18 protein-coding genes and 2 riboswitches are annotated in these 24,157 nt (G+C 65.5%); of the genes, 16 read left to right on the forward strand and 2 right to left on the reverse strand.

Going from position 1 to position 24,157, the window contains the following annotated elements; genetic code table 11:
- Positions 1-59 precede the first annotated feature (59 nt).
- From BLT66_RS01110 to BLT66_RS26725, 8 genes are all read left to right on the forward strand, one after another.
- Complete coding sequence (locus BLT66_RS01110; protein ID WP_176954937.1) at positions 60-4,511, forward strand: EAL domain-containing protein; 4,452 nt, start codon at positions 60-62, stop codon at positions 4,509-4,511.
- A 62-nt stretch (positions 4,512-4,573) separates the two neighbouring features.
- Entirely contained in the window at positions 4,574-5,863 is a 1,290-nt protein-coding gene (locus tag BLT66_RS01115) for an amidohydrolase family protein (protein WP_092756956.1), read from the forward strand.
- Positions 5,864-5,878: 15 nt separating this feature from the next.
- Entirely contained in the window at positions 5,879-6,682 is an 804-nt protein-coding gene (locus tag BLT66_RS01120; protein ID WP_092754696.1) for a Cof-type HAD-IIB family hydrolase, read from the forward strand.
- 188 nt (positions 6,683-6,870) lie between these two features.
- Positions 6,871-6,971: riboswitch (glycine riboswitch) on the forward strand.
- Positions 6,972-6,977: 6 nt separating this feature from the next.
- A riboswitch (glycine riboswitch) is annotated at positions 6,978-7,101 on the forward strand.
- 49 nt (positions 7,102-7,150) lie between these two features.
- Positions 7,151-8,272, forward strand: a complete 1,122-nt coding sequence (gene gcvT / locus BLT66_RS01125) for a glycine cleavage system aminomethyltransferase GcvT (RefSeq protein ID WP_092754698.1) — start codon at positions 7,151-7,153, stop codon at positions 8,270-8,272.
- Between the two features lie 25 nt (positions 8,273-8,297).
- Positions 8,298-8,669, forward strand: coding sequence for a glycine cleavage system protein GcvH (gene gcvH / locus BLT66_RS01130; protein ID WP_092754700.1), 372 nt, complete (start codon positions 8,298-8,300; stop codon positions 8,667-8,669).
- A gap of 194 nt (positions 8,670-8,863) precedes the next feature.
- Entirely contained in the window at positions 8,864-11,743 is a 2,880-nt protein-coding gene (gene gcvP / locus BLT66_RS01135; RefSeq protein ID WP_092754702.1) for an aminomethyl-transferring glycine dehydrogenase, read from the forward strand.
- A gap of 115 nt (positions 11,744-11,858) precedes the next feature.
- Entirely contained in the window at positions 11,859-12,470 is a 612-nt protein-coding gene (locus tag BLT66_RS01140; RefSeq protein ID WP_092756957.1) for a DUF6198 family protein, read from the forward strand.
- A 105-nt stretch (positions 12,471-12,575) separates the two neighbouring features.
- Positions 12,576-12,716, forward strand: a complete 141-nt coding sequence (locus tag BLT66_RS26725) for a hypothetical protein (RefSeq protein ID WP_176954938.1) — start codon at positions 12,576-12,578, stop codon at positions 12,714-12,716.
- A 66-nt stretch (positions 12,717-12,782) separates the two neighbouring features.
- Here BLT66_RS26725 and BLT66_RS01145 read toward each other — a convergent pair whose 3' ends face one another.
- Entirely contained in the window at positions 12,783-15,077 is a 2,295-nt protein-coding gene (locus BLT66_RS01145) for a putative bifunctional diguanylate cyclase/phosphodiesterase (RefSeq protein ID WP_092754704.1), read from the reverse strand.
- 186 nt (positions 15,078-15,263) lie between these two features.
- Here BLT66_RS01145 and BLT66_RS01150 point away from each other — a divergent pair, with 186 nt between their 5' ends.
- The 7 genes from BLT66_RS01150 (at position 15,264) to BLT66_RS01180 (ending at position 21,819) form a co-directional block, all read left to right on the forward strand.
- Positions 15,264-17,390 carry a PAS domain-containing hybrid sensor histidine kinase/response regulator gene (locus BLT66_RS01150; RefSeq protein ID WP_092754706.1) on the forward strand — a complete coding sequence of 709 codons (2,127 nt, stop codon included), beginning with the start codon at positions 15,264-15,266 and terminating at the stop codon, positions 17,388-17,390.
- Entirely contained in the window at positions 17,387-17,653 is a 267-nt protein-coding gene (locus BLT66_RS01155; RefSeq protein WP_092754709.1) for a VF530 family protein, read from the forward strand. Before BLT66_RS01150 ends, BLT66_RS01155 begins: the two co-directional genes overlap by 4 nt.
- Positions 17,640-18,299 carry an RluA family pseudouridine synthase gene (locus BLT66_RS01160; protein ID WP_092754712.1) on the forward strand — a complete coding sequence of 220 codons (660 nt, stop codon included), beginning with the start codon at positions 17,640-17,642 and terminating at the stop codon, positions 18,297-18,299. Before BLT66_RS01155 ends, BLT66_RS01160 begins: the two co-directional genes overlap by 14 nt.
- Positions 18,300-18,401: 102 nt before the next feature.
- A complete protein-coding gene (locus BLT66_RS01165; RefSeq protein ID WP_092754715.1) occupies positions 18,402-18,839 on the forward strand; it encodes a RidA family protein in 438 nt (145 codons plus the stop codon).
- Between the two features lie 125 nt (positions 18,840-18,964).
- Positions 18,965-19,678: a YebC/PmpR family DNA-binding transcriptional regulator gene (locus tag BLT66_RS01170; protein WP_092754718.1), complete on the forward strand. Its 714-nt coding sequence runs from the start codon at positions 18,965-18,967 to the stop codon at positions 19,676-19,678.
- 65 nt (positions 19,679-19,743) lie between these two features.
- Positions 19,744-20,994 carry a serine hydrolase domain-containing protein gene (locus BLT66_RS01175; protein ID WP_092754721.1) on the forward strand — a complete coding sequence of 417 codons (1,251 nt, stop codon included), beginning with the start codon at positions 19,744-19,746 and terminating at the stop codon, positions 20,992-20,994.
- 66 nt (positions 20,995-21,060) lie between these two features.
- Complete coding sequence (locus BLT66_RS01180) at positions 21,061-21,819, forward strand: SDR family NAD(P)-dependent oxidoreductase (RefSeq protein ID WP_092754724.1); 759 nt, start codon at positions 21,061-21,063, stop codon at positions 21,817-21,819.
- Between the two features lie 61 nt (positions 21,820-21,880).
- On the opposite strand, the gene ppk2 is transcribed toward BLT66_RS01180, so the two are convergent.
- A complete protein-coding gene (ppk2, locus tag BLT66_RS01185) occupies positions 21,881-22,774 on the reverse strand; it encodes a polyphosphate kinase 2 (RefSeq protein WP_176954995.1) in 894 nt (297 codons plus the stop codon).
- Positions 22,775-22,935: 161 nt separating this feature from the next.
- On the opposite strand from ppk2, the gene bktB reads away from it, so the two are divergent.
- Complete coding sequence (gene bktB / locus BLT66_RS01190; protein WP_092754730.1) at positions 22,936-24,120, forward strand: beta-ketothiolase BktB; 1,185 nt, start codon at positions 22,936-22,938, stop codon at positions 24,118-24,120.
- The last annotated feature ends 37 nt before the right edge of the window (positions 24,121-24,157 follow it).

Below are 24,157 nucleotides of genomic sequence, written 5' to 3' on the forward strand. Positions count from 1 at the left end.
ACAATTTCCAGCAGAGAAGTGGAGTGGCCGCTGCGCCCGATCTACAGCAGGAAAACCAAGTGAAAGACCCCGAAGTCCCTTTCTGGCGGATTTTCCAGAGCAACCCCAGGCCGATGTGCGTGTACGGCCTGGAGTCCGGGCGTTTTCTTGCCGTCAATCCCGCCATGCTGGCGTTTTATGGCTATGCCGAGCCCGAGCTGCTGGGCCTGCCGGTCGGCGATCTCTGGCCCGCCGGCCCGGAACCCGTGGCCCCCCTCTTTCCCCTGCCCGCACAGCCGCCCCGCACCTACGGCCATCGCCGCAAGGATGGCGGCCTGGTGGAGGTTGAAATCACCGCCGACGACGTAGGCTTCCTGGGCCAGCCCGCGCATATGTGGGTGGTGGTGGACGTGACCCCGCGGGTCCAGGCCGAGCGCGAATGGGCGCGCCTGAGCCGGGCGCAAACCATGCTCAGCAGCTGCAACGAGGCGCTGATCCGCACCGACACGCAAGATCTGCTGCTGCAGAAAATCTGCCGCATCGCGGTCGACATCGGCGGTTATTTCGGCGCCTGGGTGGGACTGGCGCGGGACGACGACTTGCGCAGCATCGAATCCGTGGCCTTTGCGGGTATCCGGCCGATCTCGGTGTTCCCACACGGCGCATCCTCGTCGGAATCCCTGCCGGGGGGGCGGGGCGCGGCCGGGCGCACGGTTCGCAGCGGCCAGGTGGTCATCATGGATGACATCCTGCGGCCAGAAAACCAGCTGCCCTCAAGCCTTGTGCTGGCGGATGCCGGCGTGCGCGGCCTGATCAGCCTGCCGCTGTCCGATGCCGAACGCACCTTCGGCGTGCTGTTTTTGTACTCCGCCGAGCCCATCCAGGCCAGCGCCGAAGAAATCCAGCTGCTGCAGGAACTGGCCGACGACCTGGCTTTCGGCATCCGCAATCTGCAGGCCCAGCACGAAGCCCGGCGCGATGTGCAGACGCGCCGGGAAATCCTGGACATCCAGCAGGAGCTGGCCTTGCCGGACAAAGACCTGGTGGAAGCCATGACCGTGATGGCCGGCCGGGTACGCAACCTGACCGGTGCCGATGGCTGCGCGGTGGACTTCGTGGAGGGCGATGAACTGGTGACCCGGGCGCGGGCCGGCCTGGAGCCCCTGCTGCCGCTGGGCTTCAGGCTGCCGCTGAACAACAGCCTGGCCGGCATTGCGGTGGCCACCCGCCGCACCATGTTCAGCGAAGACACCAGCAACGATGCGCGCGTCAACCAGGCCATCGCCACCCTGCAGCAGAACGTGCGCTCGCTGGTCATCCTGCCGCTGCTAGTGCACGGCGAGGCCATCGGCGTGCTGAAAGCCGCCTGGGCGCAACCACGCGGCTTTGCAGAGCGCGATGTGGCGAACCTGCAAATCCTGGTGCAGACCCTGGGCGCCACCATCCAGCAGCACCGCATGGCCGACCAGCTGCGGGCCTCCGAGAACCAATACCGCCTGCTGTTTGCGCAGAACCCGCAACCCATCTGGGTGGCCGAGAACATCACCCTGAAGCTGCTGGCCGTCAACCAGGCCATGGTCCACCACTACGGCTATACCGAGCAGGAATTGCTGGGCATGACGATCCGCGAGCTGTGGGCCGAGGCCGCCCAGGAAAGCGAAGCCATCGTGCAGCAGCATATGCGGGAGAGCAGCCCCTACACCGGCACCCGGCGCCACCGCCGCAAGGATGGCTCGGTGATCGACGTGGTCATCACCTCCAACCCCATCGTCTTCAACGGCACGGCGGCGCGGCTGATACTGGCCTCCGACGTGACCCAGCGGCTGCAGGCCGAGCGCGATCTGGCGCGGCTCAGCCGGGCGCAGCGCATGCTCAGCACCTGCAACGAGGCCTTGATACGCGCCAGCTCGCGCGAGAAGCTGCTGTCTGACATTTGCCGCATCACCATCGACATCGGCGGCTACCTGGGCGCTTGGGTGGGTTTTGCCCACGACGATGCCGCCAAGTCGATAGAGTGCGTGGCGGTGGCCGGCCTCAACCTGGACGCCTTCTGCACCGGCGACCTGAGCTGGGATGCTGACTCGCCCCAGGGCCAGGGTCCGGTCGCCCGCACGCTGCGCAGCGGCCAGGTCTGCGTGGTCAACAACCTGGACGGCGAAGACGCCTCCCTGCGCGGTCGCAACGAAGAATTCCGTGAAGCCGGATTCCAGAGCGTGGTCTTGCTGCCGCTGCGCGATGCCCAGCGCACCTTTGGCGTGATGTACCTGATTGCCGGCGTACACACCATCGGCCAGGACGAAATCACCCTGCTGCAAGAGCTGGCCAACGATCTGGCTTTTGGCATTGGCAACCTGCGGGCGCAGGAACAGCAGCGCCGGGTACAAGCCGCCATGCTCAAGGTGGCGGCCGCCGTCTCGGCAAGCTACGGCCTGGAGTTTCTGGCCCAGCTGGCGCGCAACATGGCCCAGGCGTTGGACGCCCAGGCTGCGTTCATCACCCGCCTGCTGCCGGGCTCGCCGCCCCAGGGCCGCACGCTGGCCGCAGTGTTCAACGGCCAGGTGCTGGACAACTTCGACTACCCGATCCAGGGCACGCCCTGCGCGGCCTTGGCCGAACACGCCCACTGGGTGGTGCCGGCCGATGTGATGGCGCGCTACCCGCAGGCCGCAGACCTGGCCCGGATGCAAGCCCAGGCCTATGTGGGCCAGCGCCTGGACGATGCCGAAGGCCATGCCATCGGACAAATCTTCGTGCTGTTCAGCACGCCGGTGGAGGAGCCGGAATTCGTCCTGTCCACCCTGCAGATCTTTGCCGCCCGGGTGGCCGCCGAGATGCAGCGGCAAAAAGCCGACGCCCACATCCGCGACCAGGCCGCGCTGCTGGACAAAGCGCAGGACGCCATCATTCTGCGCAGCCTGAGCGACGGCGTGGTGTACTGGAACCGCGGCGCTGAGCGCCTGTACGGCTGGACCGCCGAGGAAGTCCATGGCCAGTTCATGGCCGACAAGCTCTACCGCGACACCACCCAATTCCACGACAACCTCAAGAAGCTGTTGGTCACGGGCGTCTGGAAGGGCGAGGTAGAGCATCTGCGCAAGGACGGCAGCACCGTGGCGGTCGAATCGCACTGGACCTTGGTGCACGACGACCAGGGCCGGCCGCAGTCGGTGCTGTCCATCAACACCGACATTACCCTGCGCAAGGCCGCCGAACGCGAAATCCAGCAACTGGCCTTCTACGACCAGCTGACCCGGCTGCCGAACCGCCAACTGCTGATGGACCGGCTGCAGCAGGCACTGTCTGCCAGCGCGCGCAGCGGCCGCTGTGGTGCCCTGCTGTTCATCGACCTGGACAACTTCAAAACCCTGAATGACACCCTGGGCCACGAAAGCGGCGACATGCTGCTGCAGCAAGTGGGCATGCGCCTGAGCACCTGCATACGCGACATGGACACCGTGGCCCGGTTTGGCGGCGACGAGTTTGTGGTGATGCTGGAAGACCTGGGCCACAACGACGCCGAAGCCGCGGTGATCGCGCGCAACACCGGCGAGAAGATTCTGCAGGCGCTGGCCGTGTCCTATGTGCTGAACGGCAACGAGCACCGCACCACCTCCAGTATCGGGGTGGCACCGTTTGGCCGCCGCCACAGCGGCGCCAGCGAACTGCTCAAGCAAGCCGACCTGGCCATGTACCAGGCCAAAACCTCGGGCCGCAACGCGATCCGCTTCTTCGACCCCAGCATGCAGGCGGTGGTCAACGCCCGGGTGCAGCTGGAGTTCGAGATGCGGCTGGCGCTGACCCAGCACGAATACCTGCTGCACTACCAGCCGCAGTTCTGCGCGGCCGGCCACATCATCGGCGTGGAAGCGCTGGTGCGCTGGCTGCATCCGCAGCGCGGCCTGATCTCGCCAGCCGAATTCATACCCGCCGCCGAAGACACCGGCATCATCATCCCGCTGGGCCAGTGGGTGCTGAGCCAGGCCTGCCAGCAGCTCAGCATCTGGCAGGCCAGGGCCCACACCGCCCACCTGAGCATGGCGGTCAATGTGAGCGCGCGGCAGTTCCGCAACCCCGATTTCGTGGACCAGATCACCCAGATCCTGCGCAGCACCGGCATCGACGCGCGCGGGCTCAAGCTGGAGCTGACCGAAAGCCTGCTGGTCGAAGACCTGGAGCAGACGATTGCCAAGATGAGCGCGCTGAAAGCCCTGGGCCTGTGCTTTTCGCTGGACGACTTCGGCACCGGCTATTCATCGCTGTCCTACCTCAAGCGCTTGCCGCTGGACCAGCTGAAGATCGACCAATCCTTCGTGCGCGACATTGCCACCGATGCGAACGACGCCTCCATCGTGCAAACCATCATCGCCCTGGGCAAGAGCCTGGGCCTGGCGGTGATTGCCGAGGGCGTGGAGACCAGCGCCCAGCGCGACTTTCTGGCCCAGCACGGCTGCGTCAACTACCAGGGCTATTTGTTCAGCCGCCCCCTGCCGATCCGCGAGCTTGAAACCATTTTGCTTGCCACGGCAACCTAGCGCTGCGCTAGCAGCTGCATTTTTGATAGCATGCAGCTTGCAAGAATTTTGATAGGACGATGATGCTGGATCTCTTGGTCACCAACGCCACCCTGCCCGACGGCCGCACCCAGATGTCGCTGGCGGTGCAAGACGGCAAGTTTGTCGACGTCGCGCCCGGCCTGGCCGCCGCCGCGCAGCAGACCATAGACGCCCAGGGCCTGCTGGTCAGCCCGCCGTTTGTCGACGCGCATTTCCACATGGACGCCACCCTGAGCTACGGCCTGCCGCGGGTCAACCAGAGCGGCACCCTGCTGGAAGGCATTGCGCTGTGGGGCGAACTCAAGCCGCAGCTGACCCAGGAAGCCCTGGTGCAGCGGGCGCTGGCCTATTGCGATTGGGCGGTGGGGAAGGGCCTGCTGGCGATCCGCAGCCACGTCGACATCTGCGACCCGCGCCTGCTGGCCGTCGAGGCGCTGCTGGAGGTGAAACGCCAGGTCGCGCCCTACCTCGACCTGCAACTGGTAGCCTTTCCGCAAGACGGCGTGCTGCGCGACCCCAACGGTATGGACAAGCTGAAGCGCGCATTGGAGATGGGCGTAGACGTGGTCGGCGGCATCCCGCACTTCGAACGCACCATGGCCGACGGCGCCCTGAGCGTCAAGCTGTTGTGCGAACTGGCGGCCGAGCAAGGCAAGCTGGTCGACATGCACTGCGACGAGTCCGACGACCCGCTGTCGCGGCATATCGAAACCCTCACCTATGAGACCAACCGCCTGGGTCTGCACGGCCGGGTCACCGGCTCGCACCTCACGTCCATGCACTCCATGGACAACTACTACGTGAGCAAGCTGCTGCCGCTGATGGCCGAGGCGCAGATCCACGTCATCAGCAACCCGCTGATCAACATCACCCTGCAGGGCCGGCACGACACCTACCCCAAGCGCCGCGGCATGACCCGCGTGCCCGAGATGATGGCCCAGGGCCTGACCGTCGCGCTGGGCCAGGACTGCGCGATGGACCCCTGGTACAGCCAGGGCAGCGGCGACATGCTGGAAGTCGCCAGCATGGGCTTGCACGTGGCCCAGATGACCAGCCAGGCCGCCATGCGCCAGTGCTTCCAGGCGGTCACCGCCAACCCCGCCAAGATCATGCAACTGCAAGGCTACGGCCTGGAGGCGGGCTGCAACGCCGACTTCGTACTGCTGCAAGCACAGGACCCGGTGGAAGCCATCCGCCTGCGCGCCACCCGCCTGCAGGTGTTCCGGCGCGGCAAACTGCTGGCCCAGACCCCGGCGAACACCGCCCGGCTGCAACTGCCGGGACGGCCCGACAGTGTGGACTGGATGCTGCGACAGCACGTCCAGGCCTGATGAACCGTTCTGAACATGAAAAAAGCATTCTTCTTCGATATCGACAATACCTTGCTGGACCACCAAACCAAGCAAATCCCCCCATCGGCCTTGCAGGCCATTGACGCACTGAAAGCCGATGGCCATATGGTGGTGATTGCCACGGGGCGCGCCTATGGGCACGCCGTGGAATTCATCGATTTGATCCAGCCCGCCTATGCGATTACGCAAAACGGCGCCCGCATCATGCGCGGCGATATAGAGGTGGACAAACACCCCTTGCCTGGGGCCAGCTTGGCAAAGCTGTTCCAGCTGCTTGAATCCAAAGGTTTTTATTACGGCGCCACGGATGGCTACGCGGCCCATGTGAGTGCCATGGTGGACGAGGTGCTGCTGCCGATGGAATCGGTGGATTTGAGTTCGCAGGCCGATTTGAAAACCACTCAGCCGTTTGAGATCTTCCAGGGCTGGATGTTCTTCCATGAGCAGCATGACGCCACGCTGATGCCCGAATTGGTCAGCGCTTTCCCGGAATTTGACTACATCCGCTGGCACACCACGGCTCTCGACGTGCTGCCCAAAGGCGTGAACAAAATGACCGGCTGCGCCTGGGTGCTGGCCGACGCCGGCATGCACGCCGCGCACGCCTATGCCTTTGGCGACGGCCTGAACGACATCGAAATGCTGCAAGGCGTAGGCACCGGCATCGCCATGGGCAACGCGCATCCGCGCCTCAAGGCCGTGGCGGACCGGGTTGCCGAGGCGATCCACCACGACGGCCTGGCCAAGATGGTGGCGCAACTGCGGCAAGAGTGGCTCGGTTTGGCGTATGCCGCATAACGGCATCGCTGGTCGACCGAGATTGCTATTATTTTAAGAGCTATTTGCGCAGGTGCAATAAGCGCCGGCGGCCTGGAAACTATATAAAACACGCGCCTGGAGAAGCCCTGGCGGCCCTGCCCGACCAGCCGCTTATTTTGGCTGCCCACCGGCATTTTGCGGAAACAGGCGATCCGCGTGGGTAGAATCCCACCCCGTCAGGAGAGAGTTCTCTGCAAGAGAGCCGCCGAAGGCGCAGGGCCCCGCTACGTGGGCCTGAACGCTCAGGCAAAAGGACTGACAAGCGCTTTTACAAGCGTCTCCCCCTGGAGAGAAACCCGCCCTGAGCGGGTTCACCGAAGGCGCAACCCGCAGTCGGCCTGCACCACCGCAAGGCCCGCCCGGCGAATCGCTCAGGTAAAGCGGACAGCGGGGGCCACACATGATTCTTCGGGATCATGATTCCAATGTGTCCCCGAAAGAACCGCCATGTCCGATTTGTTGCTGACCCCACTCAACGCGCTGCACCTGGAGCTCGGTGCCCGCATGGTGCCGTTTGCCGGCTACAGCATGCCGGTGCAATACCCGGCCGGCCTGATGGCCGAGCACCACCACACCCGCAACGCCGCCGGCCTGTTCGATGTATCCCACATGGGCCAGCTGCGCCTGGTCGGCCCGGACGCCGCCGCCGCGTTTGAAACCCTGGTGCCGGTGGACGTGATCGACCTGGCCGTAGGCAAGCAGCGCTACGGCCTGCTGTTGAACGACGACGGCGGCATCATCGACGACCTGATGCTCTTCAAGCGCGAGGCCGACATCTTTGTGATCGTCAACGGCGCCTGCAAGGTTGAAGACATCGCCCACATCCAGGCCAAGATCGGCCAGCGCTGCGAAGTCATCCCCATGCCAGAAATGGCGCTGCTGGCGCTGCAAGGCCCGCAGGCCGTGGATGCTCTGTCGCGCCTGGCGCCGGGCGTGGAGAAGCTGGTCTTCATGACCGGCGGCAGCTTCATGGTTGCCGGCATCCCCTGCTTCCTGACCCGCAGCGGCTATACCGGCGAAGACGGTTTTGAAATCTCGGTGCACGCCGAGCAGGCCGAGGCCCTGGCCCGCGCACTGCTGGCCCAGCCTGAAGTCAAACCCATAGGCCTGGGCGCACGCAACTCGCTGCGCCTGGAAGCCGGCTTGTGCCTGTACGGCAATGACCTGGACCCGACCACTACGCCTATCGAAGCCGGCCTGAACTGGGCACTGCAAAAGGTGCGCCGCACCGGCGGTGCCCGCGAAGGTGGCTTTCCAGGTGCTATCAAAATCCTAGCGCAACTCGCATGTGCTACGGGCGCTATTACCCGGAAACGTGTAGGTCTGGTGGCCCTGGAGCGCATCCCCGTGCGCGAGCACACTGCCCTGCAGGACGCGGCCGGTAACGCCATCGGTGAAGTCACCAGCGGCCTGCTTGGCCCCACGGTAGACAAGCCGATCGCCATGGCCTACGTGGCGCCCGAGTTCGCGGCCATCGGCACCCAAATCAACGCCGTCGTGCGAGGCAAAATCGTGCCGATGGAAGTCGTCACCATGCCTTTCACGCCCAACCGCTATTTCCGCGGCTGATTCCATTTTTTACAGGAGCAACCCCATGAGCATCAAGTACACCGAAGACCACGAATGGCTGAACATCGAGGGCGACACCGCCACCGTCGGCATCACCCACCACGCGCAAGACGCGCTGGGTGACGTGGTGTTTGTCGACCTGCCCGCAGTCGGCACGACTTTCGCCCAGAAGGATGTGGCCGGCGTGGTCGAGTCGGTGAAAGCCGCTGCCGACGTCTACATGCCCGTGTCCGGCGAAATCACCGAGGTCAACGAAGCCCTGCGCGCAGACCCGGCCCTGGCCAACACCGACCCACTGGGTGCCGGCTGGTTCTTCAAGGTCAAGCTGTCGGACCAGTCCCAAGTGGCTGCCCTGCTCGACGAAACCGCCTACAACGCCTTTAGCCAAAACGCCTGAAGCTAAGCACACCCCCAGGCTGCAGCGCTACGCGTCTTTCGCCAACCCCCTTGCAGGGGGCAACACCAGCAGCCTGGCAAAGCCAGTTCTGCGGTGTTTCTGGAAGAGCCAGGCGCCGCTTACCTCGGTTGCTCTAACCCTCACCCACCCTCTCTCTCGCTCGGGAGAGGGCGTAAAACCATAGCGACTTCCCAATGACCTCCCTGCTCGAACTCGAAAACTCCGGCGAATTCATCGCCCGCCACATTGGCATTGATGCCGCTGACGAAACCCTGATGCTGGACGTCATTGGCTCGAGTTCGCGCCGGGATCTGATTGACGGCATCGTGCCGCGCAGCATCGCCCGCAGCAAGCCCATGGACCTGCCGCCCCCGGTCACCGAAGCGGCAGCATTGGCCGAGCTGAAGGCGATTGCCAGCAAGAACCAGGTGTTCAAGAGCTTCATCGGCCAAGGCTATTACGGCACCCACACACCTGGCGTGATCCTGCGCAACATCCTGGAAAACCCCGCCTGGTACACCGCCTACACGCCCTACCAGGCCGAAATTTCGCAGGGCCGGATGGAGGCGCTGATCAACTTCCAGACCATGGTCTGCGACCTGACCGGCATGCCCATCGCCAATGCGTCCATGCTGGACGAAGCCACGGCCGCTGCCGAAGCCATGACCCTGGCCAAGCGCAGCGTGAAGAGCAAGAGCAATGTCTTCATCGTGGCCGGCGACTGCCATCCGCAAACCATCGAAGTGATCCAGACCCGCGCCAAGCCGCTGGGCATCGAGATCAAGGTCAGCACCGCGCTGGAAACCCTGCCGCAGCTGATGGCCAGCGGCGACTTCTTCGGCGTGCTGGCCCAGTACCCGGCCACCAACGGCGCGGTGCACGACCTGCGCCCACTGGTCGGTGTGGCCCATGCAAGCGGCGCGGCTGTTTGCGTGGCGGCCGACCTGCTGGCCCTGACCCTGCTGGTGCCGCCCGGCGAATGGGATGCCGACATCGTCATCGGCAACACCCAGCGCTTCGGCGTGGCCATGGGCAATGGCGGCCCGCACGCTGCCTACATGGCCTGCCGCGACGCGTTCAAGCGCTCGCTGCCAGGACGCCTGGTCGGCGTCAGCGTCGATGCGCACGGCAACCCCGCCTACCGCCTGGCGCTGCAGACCCGCGAACAGCACATCCGCCGCGAAAAAGCCACCTCCAACATCTGTACCGCCCAGGTGCTGCCGGCCGTGCTGGCCAGCATGTACGCGGTCTACCACGGCCCGCAGGGCCTGACCCGCATCGCCCAGCGCGTGGCGCGTTTCACCGCCATTCTGGCGCGTGGCCTGCAGCAAATGGGCTACACGCTGACCAACGAACATGCGTTCGACTCGATCACCGTCAAAACCGACGACGCTAGCGATTTGATAGCTACCCGCGCACGCAAAGCCAGCGCCAACCTGCGTTTTCGCTTGGTAAATCACCTGGGCATCTCGCTGGACGAAACCACCACCCGCGGCGACATCGAGATGCTCTGGTCGTTCTTCGTCAAGCCCGGCGAACCCATGCCGCGCCTGAGCGAGCTGGAAGACAGCGTGGACTCGCTGATCCCCGCCGAACTGCGCCGCCGCAGCGCCTTCCTGACCCATCCGGTGTTCAACACCCACCATAGTGAGACCGGCATGCTGCGCTACATCCGCGCGCTCAGCGACAAGGACCTGGCACTAGACCGCAGCATGATCCCCCTGGGCAGCTGCACCATGAAGCTCAACGCCACCAGCGAAATGGTGCCGGTGACCTGGCCCGAATTCGCCAACATCCACCCGTTCAGCCCTCCCGAGCAGCGCCTGGGCTATGCCGAGCTCGACGTACAACTGCGCGAATGGCTGTGCCAGGCCACCGGCTACGCCGGCATCAGCCTGCAGCCGAATGCCGGCAGCCAGGGCGAATACGCCGGCCTGCTGGCCATCAAGGCCTACTTTGACGACCACGGCCAAGGCCAGCGCAATGTCTGCCTAATTCCGTCCAGCGCCCACGGCACGAATCCGGCCAGCGCCCAGATGGCCGGGCTGAAGGTGGTGGTCACCGCCTGCGACGCCAATGGCAATGTCGACATGGCCGATCTGCAAGCCAAGTGCGAAGAACACAGCGAAGACCTGGCGGTGGTGATGATCACCTATCCCAGCACCCACGGCGTGTTCGAAACCCAGGTGAAAGAACTTTGCGCCATGGTGCACAGCCACGGTGGCCGCGTCTATGTGGACGGCGCCAACATGAACGCCCTGGTCGGCGTGGCCGCACCCGGCGAATTCGGCGGCGACGTGAGCCACTTGAACCTGCACAAGACCTTCTGCATCCCGCACGGCGGCGGCGGCCCGGGCGTCGGCCCGGTCTGCGTGGTCGAAGACCTGATCCCCTACCTGCCCGGCCATGCCACCGTGGGCGATACCCAGCACGGCATCGGCGCCATCAGCGCAGCGCCGCTGGGCAATGCTTCGGTGCTGCCGATCAGCTGGATGTACTGCCGCATGATGGGCGCCGAAGGCCTGCAGCACGCGACCGAAGCCGCGATCCTGGCCGCCAACTACATCAGCACCAAGCTGGCCCCGCACTACCCCACGCTGTACGCCAGCGCCAACGGCCATGTGGCCCATGAGTGCATCCTGGACCTGCGCCCGATCAAGGACAGCTGCGGCGTGACCGCCGAAGACGTGGCCAAGCGCCTGGCCGACTACGGCTTCCACGCGCCGACCCTGAGCTTCCCCGTGCCCGGCACCTTGATGGTCGAGCCGACCGAGAGCGAAACCCTGGCCGAGCTGGACCGCTTCATCTTTGCCATGGTCGCCATCCGCGACGAGATCCGCCAGATCGAAAGCGGCGCCTGGCCGCAGGACAACAACCCGTTGAAGCATGCGCCCCACACCGCCGCCAGCCTAATGGCCGCCGACTGGGACCGGCCGTACGCACGCGAAATCGGCGCCTTCCCGTTGGCATCGCTGAAGCAAGCCAAATACTGGCCGCCAGTGGGCCGGGTCGACAACGTGTTCGGCGACCGGAATCTGTTCTGCAGCTGCGTGCCGGTGGCGGACTACGCCTGAGCTGCGTGACGCATATGCTTGAAACAGCCACACGGCAGACGATCCGCCTGCCAATATGGCTGTAAACCGAGAGGCCGAAGACGGCCTCGGCACGGTTCCTGCAATCGGCGAGGAGATGTCCACCAGCTCGCCCGTCCATGTCCACACGCTGTTTGAAGACGCCCAGGCGATCTTCACCGGCACGCTGTTTGTATCGCTGGCGCTGATCCTGTTTGCCCAGGTCGGCATGCTGACCGGCGGTACTGCCGGGGCGGCTTTCGTGCTGCACTACGCCACCGGTATCACGCTGGGCAAGCTGTTCTTTCTGATCAACCTGCCGTTCTACTGGTTCGCCTGGACCCGCATGGGCCGCGAGTTCACCTTCAAGACCTTCATCGCCATCAGCATGCTGTCGGCCATGATGGAGTGGTCGCCCAAGCTGTTTGCCATCGAGCGCCTGCACCCCGCCTATGCAGCCGTGCTGGGCGGGCTGCTGCTGGGCTCGGGCTGCCTGTTCCTGGCGCGGCACCGGGCCAGCCTGGGCGGCGCCACCATCGTCACCCTGTACCTGCAGAAAGCCTATGGCTGGCGCGCGGGCAAGGTGCAGATGGGCATAGACTGCACCATCGTGCTGCTGGCGCTGACGGTGATCGAGCCCGCCCGGGTCGGCTATTCGGTGCTGGCGGCGGTGGTGATGAATCTGTTCATCTGGATCAACCACAAGCCCGGGCGCTACGCGGTGCTCTAGAAGGTGATCGAGGTAGGCAGCTTTCTGTCGCCCTGGGCTCAAAATGCAGGCTTGAACTGATAAGCTCAGAGCTGCAAGAAACTTCTTAAACGACTGGAGAAAATCATGGCCAAAGGTGAGCAAAAAAGCAACAAGGAATCGAAGAAGCCCAAGAAGGACACTTCGCCTCCCAAGCCAATTTCTACCGATGCGGTGCGCCCCACCATCACCACCGTGGTGCCTGTGCGCGGCAAGCTGAAGAAGTAAACCGCGCTCCCCGCCCAGCCGCACCCGGTGCGGCTTTTTTACGCCTGCCGGCAGCCGATCTGGACTTCAGGCGTAGACGCCAGTCTGGATTTCGGCCAGCCAGCGTTCGGCATCGGCAGGCGCCAGCGGCATGGCAAACAGCTCGCCCTGCAGCTCGTGGCAGCCGGCCGCCCGCGCCACCTCGGCCTGGGCCTGGGTTTCGATCCCCTCGGCCACCACCTCCAGCCGCAGCGCCCCGGCCAACTGGCAAATCGCATGTACCACCGCCGCCGCATCCGGCGCTGGCAGCGGGTCGATCAGGCCGCGGTCGATCTTGACCGACTGCAGCGGCAAGCTGCGCAGCATGTTCAGCGACGAGAAGCCGGTGCCAAAGTCGTCCAGCCCCACCGCAATGCCCATCTGGCGCAACTGCTGTATCTGCTCGCGCGCCTGCTCCAGGTTGGCCACGGCCGCGCTCTCGGTGATCTCCAGGGTGATGGCTTCGGCCGGCAGGTCGCAGCTGTACAGCAGCTGCTCCACCAGCGCAGGAAAGCCCCCGTCCAGCATCTGCAGCGGCGACACGTTCACCGCCACCGGCACCAACCGGGCGAAGCGCTTGCGCCAGTCAACCACCTGCTTGCAGGCCAGGGTCAGCAGCAGCAGGCCCAACTCTTCGATCAGGCCGGTGCGCTCGGCCACCGCGATGAACTCCACCGGGCTAATGGAGCCCACACCCGGCCGGTCCCAGCGCGCCAGGGCTTCAAAGCTGGTCAGCCGCCCGGTATGCGCGTCCACCTTGGGCTGGTAGTGCAGGCTGAACTCGCGCAGCTCGATGCCGGTACGCAGTGCCTGCTCCTGCGCCAGCAACTCGCTGGAGCCGCGCTCGAAGCGGGCCTCGGCCAGCGCCATCGAGGTGCCCGGCGTGCGCTTGGCCGCATGCATGGCGGCATTGGCGGCCCGCAGCAAGGCCTCGGCGTCCTGTGCGTGCCCGGGGTAAAGCGCAATCCCCATGGACACATCGATGAAAAACCGGTGCTGCGGCAAGACCAGGGGTTGCAGCAGCAGCTTTTGCACCCGCCGCGCCATCGCCACCGCGGTATCACCGTCCTGGTTGGGCCGGGCCAGAAAGGCAAACTCGTCGGCCCCCAGGCGCATCAGGTCGCAGCCCTCGCCCAGCTCGCGCACCACGGCCGCGGCCAGGGCCTTCAGCACCTCATCGCCCATCGAATGGCCATGGGCTTCGTTGAACAGCTTGAAGCGGTCCACCCCCAGCAGCACCAGGCCAAACTCGGGGCGCTCGGGCAAGGACACGCAACACTGGCGCAGCCGCTGCAGCAACGCGCTGCGGTTGGGCAAACCTGTCAGCTCGTCGTGCATGGCCTGGTACAGCAGGGCCTGGGTGGCATCATGGTCGGCCGTCTGGTCGGTCACCAGCACCTGGGTGGCTTCTTCTTCGCCCCACAGCGTGCGCCAGGCCGAAAAGCGCAGCCATACCGACGAACCATTCTGGCGCTGGCGCAGGCCCTCCCAGTGGACCTCGTCCACGGCGCCGCTGTCGAGCTGGCGGAAGTGGGCTGCCACCTCGTCTATCTCTTCGCGGCGCAGGCCGCGCAGCAAGCCGGTGGCGCTAAGCTCGGCCAGCCGCGTCACGCCGTAGATCGACAGCAAAGCCGGGTTCGCATACCGCACCTGCTGCCCGACCAGCACAAAAATGCCCTGGTGCGAACGCTCGACCAGTTGCTGGAAGCGCATGCGCAAATGCCGCGAAGCGGTGCTGGCCCGGGCCAGGGCCGCATACATCAGCACCAGGCCCAGCACCAGGCGCAAGCCGGTGCCGATATTGAACTGCAGCACCAGGGTCGTCTGGCCCCAGAGCGCAAACTGCACCTGGTTCAGGCCCAGCAACACCAGCAGCGGCCCCACCAAGCGGTCGGCCGGCGTGCTGCGGCGCAAGCCGCGCGTGACCGCCACCCCGGCCACCGTAATGAACAGCGGCGACGCCCAGGCCATCAAGGACGGATCGTTGAACACCACCACCCACAGGCCCGCCACCGACAGCAGCCCCAGGAACAGCGCCCACTCGGTGCGCGACACCGTCCAGCCCGAGAGCCGGCAGCTGCCGCGCAAGATGAAGGCCACGCCCCCGATCTGGGCGAACACCGCCACCGACAAGCCCAGCGCGGCCACCCGGTGGTCGGCCATCTGACTGCCCCAGTAGCCCAGTGGCACCACGGCCTGCAGCAGCTGCGAGAACGCCAGATCGCGAGTCAGCAGCAGTTCGCGGTGGCCGCGCCACACCCATAGCAAGGCGATGCCGACGGCCAGGCCAGTCGAAGCATTGACCGCAAGGGAGTAGACAATCAGAGGGTTGAGCGCAGACACAATGGGTTTGTAAACAATCGCGCAAGTGTTTGCGTAACAGGGGGCGCTATCGTAACCGCGCCGAATGACGCCCAGAAGCGTCGTAAGACGCGTAAAGCTGTGTACCAGCGGCGCGACAGACCGGCGGCGAACCCGTAAACTGTTACGTCTGATAACCAACCTTCTTCTACCCGGTCACTGGAAACCATGCGCCAGCCTCCTCCTCCCGCGTTGGTGCAAAACGCCGCATCTGCCGCCACCCCGGACAGCCCCCTCGTCGTCAGCACCGTACCGCAGCTGATCCAGGATCTGCGCACCTACCAGGCCGAGCTGGAAAGCCAGAACAAAGTACTGCGCTACAGCCAGGCCGCCTCGGAGGCCGCCTCGGAGCGCTTTGAAACCCTGTTCTCCGGCGTGCCCCTGGCGCTGATGGTGGTGGACGACCACGACATGGTGGTGCAAAGCAATGCCATGGCGCAGCGGCTGTTCCAGCCTACCGAGAGCGACCGGCCGTTGCATTTTCTAATGCCCTTCGTCAGCCCCGGCTGCACCGAGCAGGTACGCCAGGCCTTCCGTGAGGCCCGGGTCGACGGCCACTGCGAAGCCACCGAGGTGGTGTTCACCATCGGCCAGGACGGCGCCATGTCCGGCGACCTGCACATCGCCCGGCTGGAAAGCGCCCAGGAATCGGTAGCCCAGTACATCTGCGCCGTGGTCGACCAGGGCCCGCTGCTGGCCGAGCGCCGAGCGCTGCAGCTCAGCGCCGCCGCGCTGCGCCAGCGTAACGAGCAGCTGCGTTCCAGCGAAAGCCGGCTCGAGGCCATCATCAACTCGGCGCTGGACGCCATCATCTGCATCGACAAAGACCAGCGCATCACCGTCTTCAACCCCACGGCAGCGGCGCTGTTCCAGTGCCCGTCGTCGCAGGCGCTGGGCAGCCTGCTGACGCGCTTCTTCCCCGATGCCGCGCACGCGCTGGCGCTGAACCAGATTTCCACCCAGGCCTTTCTGGGCGAAATGCTGGCGCTGACGGCCAGCGGCAAGACCTTGTCGGTGGAAGTCAGCGTCTCGTTTGAGCGCCACCCTACCGGCGAAACCACCACCGTATTCGCCCGCGACCTGACCAGTCGCAAGCGGGCTGAGGTGCAACGCAGCGTGCTCGAAGCCCAGCTGCGGGAGTCGCAAAAAATGCAGGCCGTGGGCACCATGGCCGGCGGCATTGCGCATGACTTCAACAACATCCTCAGCGCCATCCTGGGCAATGTGGAGCTGGCCAAGGAAGACGCCGGCCCGAACTCGCCGGCCCAGGTCAGCCTGCATGAGATCGAAAAAGCCGGCCGGCGCGCGCGCGACCTGGTGCGCCAGATCCTTACCTTCAGCCGCAACGAGGCGCCGCGGCGCAGCCCGGTGGCACTGGCCGAGCTGGTCAGCGAAACCGAGCGCCTGCTGCGCGTGACCCTGCCCCCGGCGGTCGAGCTGCACCTGCACATCGACCCGAACACCCCGGTGGTGATGGCCGATGCGGTGCAAGTCCAACAGGCCGTGCTGAACCTGTGTACCAATGCCATCCAGGCCAATGGCGACGAGCGCGGCGCCGTCACCATCGAGCTGTCGGGCGTAGAGCCCGACCTGCGCCTGTGTACCCGCCTGGGCCTGGCGCCCGGCAGCTACGCCATGCTGACCGTGCTGGACAGCGGCAAGGGCATGGACGACGACACCTTGCTGCGCATCTTCGAACCCTTCTTCACCACCAAGGAAGTCGGCCAGGGCACGGGCCTGGGCCTGGCCGTGGTGCACGGCGTGATGCGCAGCCATGCGGGCGCCGTCGATGTGCAAAGCGCCCCCGGCCTGGGAAGCCGCTTCACCCTGTACTTCCCGGCCACTGAAACCGGCACCGCTGCCACCCCCAGCACCCCAGCCCCACCGGCGCCGCATACGGCCAGCGAGCAGGTGCAGGGCAAGCACGTGATGTATGTGGACGACGACCATGCGCTGGTGTTCCTGGTCGAGCGCCTGCTGCGGCGCCGCGGCTTCCGGGTCAGCGGTTTTTCCGACCCGAACAAGGCCGCCGCCGAGCTGCGCGCCAACGCCGAGGCCTACGACCTGCTGGTCACCGACTTCAACATGCCCGGCTACTGCGGCGTGGACCTGGTGCGCGAAGCCCAGCGCATCCGGCCCGACCTGCCGGTGGCCCTGGCATCCGGCTACATCACCGCCGAGATCGAGCAAAGCGCTATCCAGGAAGGCGTGAAGGCGCTGATCCACAAGCCGAACGACGTGGAAGAACTGTGTGCTACCGTGCAGCGCCTGATTTTGGACAACGCCACCGCATGACACCCGATACTCCACACGCTCCGCCGCCCGAAAAACAGGCCCGCAACCCGCTGCACGGCCTGACGCTGGAGGCCATCCTGACTGCGCTGGTCGAGGCCTACGGCTGGGAAGGCCTGGGCCAGCAGATCAATATCCGCTGCTTCACCAGCGACCCCAGCATCAATTCCAGCCTGAAGTTCCTGCGCAAGACCCCCTGGGCGCGCGAGAAGGTTGAAAGCCTGTTTCTCTTCATGCAGCGCGAACAACGCCGTGGCCGACTCTGAGCCTGCCGGCCTGGAAACACTCTACGCCGACGACCACCTCCTGGTTTTCAACAAACCCAGCGGCCTGCTCTCGGTGCCCGGCCGGGGTGAGGACAAGCAAGACTGCCTGAGCGCCCGCGCCCAGCAGGCCTACCCCGACGCGCTGGTCGTGCACCGCCTGGACATGTCCACCTCGGGCCTGCTGCTGATGGCGCGCGGGATCGACATGCAGCGCCGCTTGAACGCCGCCTTCGCCGGCCGCACGGTCGCCAAGCGCTACACCGCCGTGGTGGCGGGCCGGCTGGCACCACCTACCGACAGCCCCGACGGCTGGGGCCAGATCGACCTGGCGATCCGGGTCGACTGGCCGAACCGCCCCCTGCGCATGGTCGACCCCGACGGCGGCAAACCCAGCTGCACCCGCTGGCAGGCCATCGCCGCCACCGAACACAGCACCCGGCTGCTGCTGGAGCCGGTCACCGGCCGGTCCCACCAGCTGCGCGTGCACCTGGCCGCCATCGGCCACCCGATTCTGGGCGACGCGCTGTACGCACCCAGCGCGGTGCAAGCCCAGGCCCCGCGCCTGCTGCTGCATGCGAGCCGGCTGGAACTGCTGCACCCGGTGACCGGTCTGGCGCAAAGCTTCGAGAGTCCAGCTCCGTTTTAACCCTGCGCTACTTTTTTAATAGCTGCTCGCGCAGTGTGGATAAGCGCCAACGGGCTGTTTTACGTAAACTTCGGCACCCTCTTCAACCCACCGTCAAGCTCCATGTCTGTTGCTCCCCAAACCTCTGCGCACCGCTTCATCAACCCCCAGGGCCTGTACGACCCGCAGCCCAACGGCTATTCGCACGTGGTCGTCGCCACAGCACCGGCGCGCCTGGTATACGTGGCGGGCCAAGGCGGGGAAGACATCCACGGCACGCTGAGCGAGGACTTCGCCACCCAGGTGCAGCAGGCAATGCGCAATCTGCAGACCGCACTGGCGGCGGCCCAGGCCGGGCTGGCCGACGTGGTGAAAATCAGCGTGCTCATCGTCGACCATTCGGAGCAGCGGCTGGCTGTGCTCAGCCAGGAAGTGCGCGCTGCATGGGGCGATTTGCCAACGCCGGCCTGCACCCTGATCCCGGTGCCGCGCCTGGCGCTGGACCGCATGCTGTTCGAAATCGAGGCCACGGCCGTAGTGCCACTGGCGACCACGGCCTAGCCCGCACAGATGGGTGTATAACCAAGCCCCTCCCGGTCATGCGCCCGGGCTTCTGAAGCCGCGCGCATACCCCATCAACAGCACACCCCGCGCAATCAATGCGCAAACAGCAAGGAATAACCAACATGGGCGCACAGTGGAAAGCAAAAGGCAAGGAACTGGCGGCGAATGCCCGCGGCCGCGCCTTCGGAAAACTGTCCAAGGACATCATGGTGGCCGCACGCAGCGGCGCCGACCCGGCAGCCAATGCCCGCCTGCGCTTGCTGGTGGAACAGGCCCGCAAGGTCTCCATGCCCAAGGACACGCTGGACCGCGCGATCAAGAAAGGCGCCGGCCTGACCGGTGAAGCCGTCAACTTCGAACACGTGATCTACGAAGGCTTTGCGCCGCACCGCGTGCCGCTGATGGTCGAATGCCTAACCGACAACGTAAACCGCACCGCCCCCGAAATGCGCGTGCTGTTCCGCAAGGGCCAGCTGGGCACCTCCGGCTCGGTGGCCTGGGACTTTGACCATGTGGGCATGATCGAAGCCGAGCCGGCCAACAAGGATGCCGACGCCGAACTGGCCGCCATCGAAGCCGGCGCGCAGGACTTCGAGCCCGGCGAGGACGAAGGCAGCACCTTGTTCCTGACCGACCCGGCCGACCTGGACCTGGTGAGCCGTGCGCTGCCAGCCCAGGGCTTTACCGTCTTGTCGGCCAAGCTCGGCTACAAGGCCAAGAACCCCATCGACCCGGCCAGCCTGAGCGCCGAGCAGCTGGAAGAAGTCGAAGCCTTCCTGGCCGCCATCGACGCCAACGACGATGTGCAAAACATCTTTGCCGGCCTGGGCGGCTGATAGCTGATTTGCTTCACTATTGATAGCTTCTGGCGCAGGTAGTATCTGCGCCAGAGCCTATTTTTATGCCTAAGAATGTGCGTCCCCATGCATTGTTGCTGGCCCTGCTGCTGGCCAGCCTAGGCGCACAGGCCGCGCCGGACGAAGAGCTGCTGGGCCAGGCCGCGGGCTACCCCGCAGGCCGCAGCCTGGCCCAGGCCTACCGCGAACCCTTCATGGTGGGGTCCTTCAGCGCCATGGACGGCCTGCCCCCCGCGTGCACCCTGCCGCCGGCAGCGCAGCCTATGCCGCTGCCGCAGGCCGCTACAGAAACCGAGTTCCGCTACCGTTTTGCCGGGCGTAGCTGGGCGCTGGACGACTATCTGCAGCACCAGCGCGCCACTGCGGTACTGGTGCTCAAAGACGGTGCCATCGTGGCCGAGCGCTACAGCTACGGACGCGACGCCGGCATGCGTATGCTGTCCAACTCCATGGCCAAGACCGTGGTGGCGCTGGCCATAGGCAAGGCCCTGGAGGAAGGCTTGATACGCTCGCTGGACGACACTGCCGCTACCTATGCCCCAGCCCTGGCCGGCACCTTGTATGGCGAGACCCGCATCGTCAACCTGCTGCGCATGGCCTCGGGCGCCCGCTACGTGGAGGACTACACCCCCAGCGACGACCGCGCGCGCTTCAATGCCGTGGCACGCCGCGTCGGCACGGCCCAGGCGGCGCGGACCATCACCGAGCGTGCCGACGCCGAGGGTCAGCGCTTCAACTACGCCGGCGCCCAGACCGATATGCTGGGCCTGGTGCTGCGCGGCGCCACCGGCCGCAGCCTGTGCGACTACGTGGCCGAAAAAATCTGGCAGCCTCTGGGCGCCGAAACCTCGGCCAAATGGCTGCTGAACCCGGTCGACGGCCTGGAGCTGGCCGCCGGCGGCTTCAACGCCACGGTGCGCGACTACGCCCGCCTGGGCTGGATGCTGGCCAACGACGGCCAGGCCCAGGGCCAGGCCGTTCTGCCACGCGACTACCTGCTGGACATGACCGACGCTGCCCGCCAGCCCGAAGCCTTTCGCCCCGGCCGCATGCAACACAAGGGCAGCAGCTACTTTGGCTACGGCTTCCAGGTTTGGCTGGTGCCGGGCAGCCACCGCCGCTTTGTCCTGCTGGGCATCCATGGCCAGGCGATTCTGGTCGACCCCGATCTGAAGCTGGTGGTGGTGCACACCGCCGTCGGCAAGGACGCGGCCGGCGACGCCAGTGGCAGCCATCTGGGCGCCGAGCGCGACGCCTTGTTCCGTGGCATCGTGGCGCACTACGGCGCATGGTAAAGCCAGCCGTTACTACGTTATTGATAGCTATCAGCGCATATACAACCTACGCCAGAGCCTATTTTTATGCCTAAAAATAATTCCCAACATCTCACCATCCTGACCGGCGCCTCGCGCGGGATGGGTCTGGCCATGGCCGGGCAATTGCTGGCAGCCGGCCAGTCCCTGGTCTGCATCTCACGCCAGACCAACCCGCAATTGGCGGCGCAGAATGGCGCGCTGCTGGAGCAGTGGCAACACGACCTGGGCGATGCAGCCCCGGTTGCCGCCCGCCTGGGGCAGTGGCTGCGACAGCAGGACGCTGCGCAGTGGGCCAGCGTCAGCCTGATCAACAACGCTGGCATCCTGGCCCGGCTCACACCCTTGCGGGATGCCGAGGCAGTCGACCTGGCGCAGGCGCTGCGGGTGGGGCTGGAGGCGCCTATGCAGCTGACCGCCGCCTTCCTGGACGCCACCCGCAGCTGGCCGGGGCAGCGCCGGGTGCTGAATATTTCGTCCGGTCTGGGTCGCCGCGCCATGGCCGCATCGGCCGCCTATTGCGCGGCCAAGGCCGGCATGGACCACTTCAGCCGCTGCGTGGCGCTGGACGAAGCAGATCAGCCCAACGGCGCCAAGATCTGCTCCCTGGCCCCGGGCGTGATCGACACCGACATGCAAGCCCAGCTGCGCGGTGCAGACAGCGCCGCATTTGCCGACCGAGAAGCCTTTGCCAACCTGCACCGTAGCGGCCAGCTCACCTCGCCCAGCGACGCCGCGGCCCGGGTACTCGCCTACCTGGCGCAGCCGGATTTCGGCAGCCAGCCGGTGGCGGATGTGCGCGGCTGAGCCGTAACGCTATAGATTCAATAGCTTCTGGTGCTTATGAAATAAGCGCCAACCCGGGTTTTCAATAGATTTCTGGCACCACAATTTCATTCGGCACCGGCTGACGGATGTAGTCGTCGTGGCGCTCGCGCTCGGGCAGATGGATGGCCGGGTGTTCCACCTCTTGGTAAGGCATTTGCTGCAGCAGGTGGTGGATGCAGTTGAGGCGGGCCTTCTTCTTGTCCACGGCCTGCACCACCCACCACGGCGCTTCGGGGATGTGGGTGCGGTCCAGCATCACTTCCTTGGCCTTGGTGTATTCCTCCCAGCGGCGGCGCGACTCCAGGTCCATGGGGCTGAGCTTCCATTGCTTCAGCGGGTCGTGGATGCGGCCCAAAAAGCGCAGATGCTGCTCCTGGTCGGAGATCGAAAACCAGTATTTGACCAGCTGGATGCCGGATCGCACCAGCATGCGCTCGAACTCGGGCACGGTGCGGAAGAATTCTTCGTACTGGTCGTCGGTGCAAAAACCCATCACCCGCTCGACGCCCGCGCGGTTGTACCAGCTGCGGTCGAACAGCACGATCTCGCCAGCCGCCGGCAGGTGCGACACATAGCGCTGGAAGTACCACTGCGTACGCTCGCGGTCGTTCGGCGCGGGCAGCGCGGCCACGCGGCAAACCCGTGGATTCAGCCGCTGGGTGATGCGCTTGATCACGCCGCCCTTGCCAGCCGCGTCGCGGCCTTCGAACAAAATCACCACCTTGTGGCCGGTGGCGACCACCCAGTCTTGCAGCTTGACCAGCTCGGCCTGCAAGCGGAACAGCTCGCGGAAGTACTGGCGGCGCGCTTCCTTCTGGCTGGGGCTGTCTTCCTCCATCGGCATGCCGTCCAGGCCGACCAGGGTGCGGTCCTCGATCTCCATTTCCAGCTCTTCGTCGTAGCTGTCGAGCAGGTCGCGGTGTACGCGCTGCATCATCTCGTCGGTGTATGCGTTCACAAAATTCTCCTGGGGGCGGGGCCATTGACTGCCGCCACAGTACAGAGCATTCATGTCAGATATGTGACAGATGCGTGTAAGCCCTGTGCCACCAAGCCGGCCCATACTCGGGGTTTCGTTCAAAACAGGAGACTCCCATGCGCCGTGAAGTTGTTGTGGTCAGCGGTGTGCGCACCGCCATTGGTACGTTTGGCGGCAGCCTGAAAGACCAGGCGCCCAGTGCGCTGGCGGCGCAAGTGGTGCGCGAAGCGCTGTCGCGCGCCGAGGTTGCGGGTGCCGACGTCGGCCATGTGGTGTTCGGCCACGTGGTCAACACCGAGCCCAAGGACATGTATTTGTCGCGCCTGGCGGCCGTCAACGGCGGCTGCAGCCAGGAAACCCCGGCCTTCAACGTGAACCGCCTGTGCGGCTCGGGCCTGCAGGCCGTGGTCTCGGCGGCCCAATCCATCCTGCTGGGCGATACCGACATCGCCATCGGCGGCGGCGCCGAGAGCATGAGCCGCGCGCCCTATGCATCCCTGAACACCCGCTGGGGCGCACGCATGGGCGACACGCAAATGGTGGACATGATGGTCGGCGCGCTGCACGACCCGTTCCACACCATCCACATGGGCGTGACGGCCGAAAACATCGCCAAGAAATGGGGCATCAGCCGCGAAACCCAGGACGCGCTGGCGGTAGAAAGCCACAACCGTGCTGAGCGCGCCACCCAGGCCGGCTATTTCACAGAGCAAATCCTGCCCGTCATGCTGAAAAGCAAGAAAGGCGATGTGGCCTTTGCCGCCGACGAGCACTTCCGGCCCAACTGCACCCTAGCCGATATGGCCAAGCTCAAGCCGGTGTTCGTGAAGGAAAACGGCACCGTCACCGCCGGCAATGCATCTGGTCTGAACGATGCCGCTGCGGCCCTGCTGCTGATGGAAAAAAGCCAGGCCGAAGCCCGCGGCCTGAAGCCCATGGCGCGCCTGGTGGCCTATGCGCACGCCGGCGTCGATCCGCAGTACATGGGCATAGGCCCGGTACCGGCCAGCCAGAAGGCGCTGAAGCTGGCCGGGCTGACGGTGCAGGACCTGGACGTGATCGAGGCCAATGAAGCCTTTGCCGCCCAGGCCTGCGCGGTGACACAGGACCTGGGGCTGGACCCGGCCAAGGTGAACCCCAACGGCTCGGGCATCTCGCTGGGCCATCCGATCGGCGCCACCGGCGCGGTGATCACCGTCAAAGCCTTGTACGAGCTGCAGCGCATCCAGGGTCGGTATGCGCTGGTGACCATGTGCATAGGCGGCGGCCAGGGCATCGCGGCGATCTTTGAACGGATGTGAGGCCAGCCACTGCGGCACCTACTTACTTAGACCTAAA

The sequence above is a fragment of the Rhodoferax sp. OV413 genome (genome assembly GCF_900104385.1).
Classification (GTDB): domain Bacteria; phylum Pseudomonadota; class Gammaproteobacteria; order Burkholderiales; family Burkholderiaceae_C; genus Rhodoferax_B.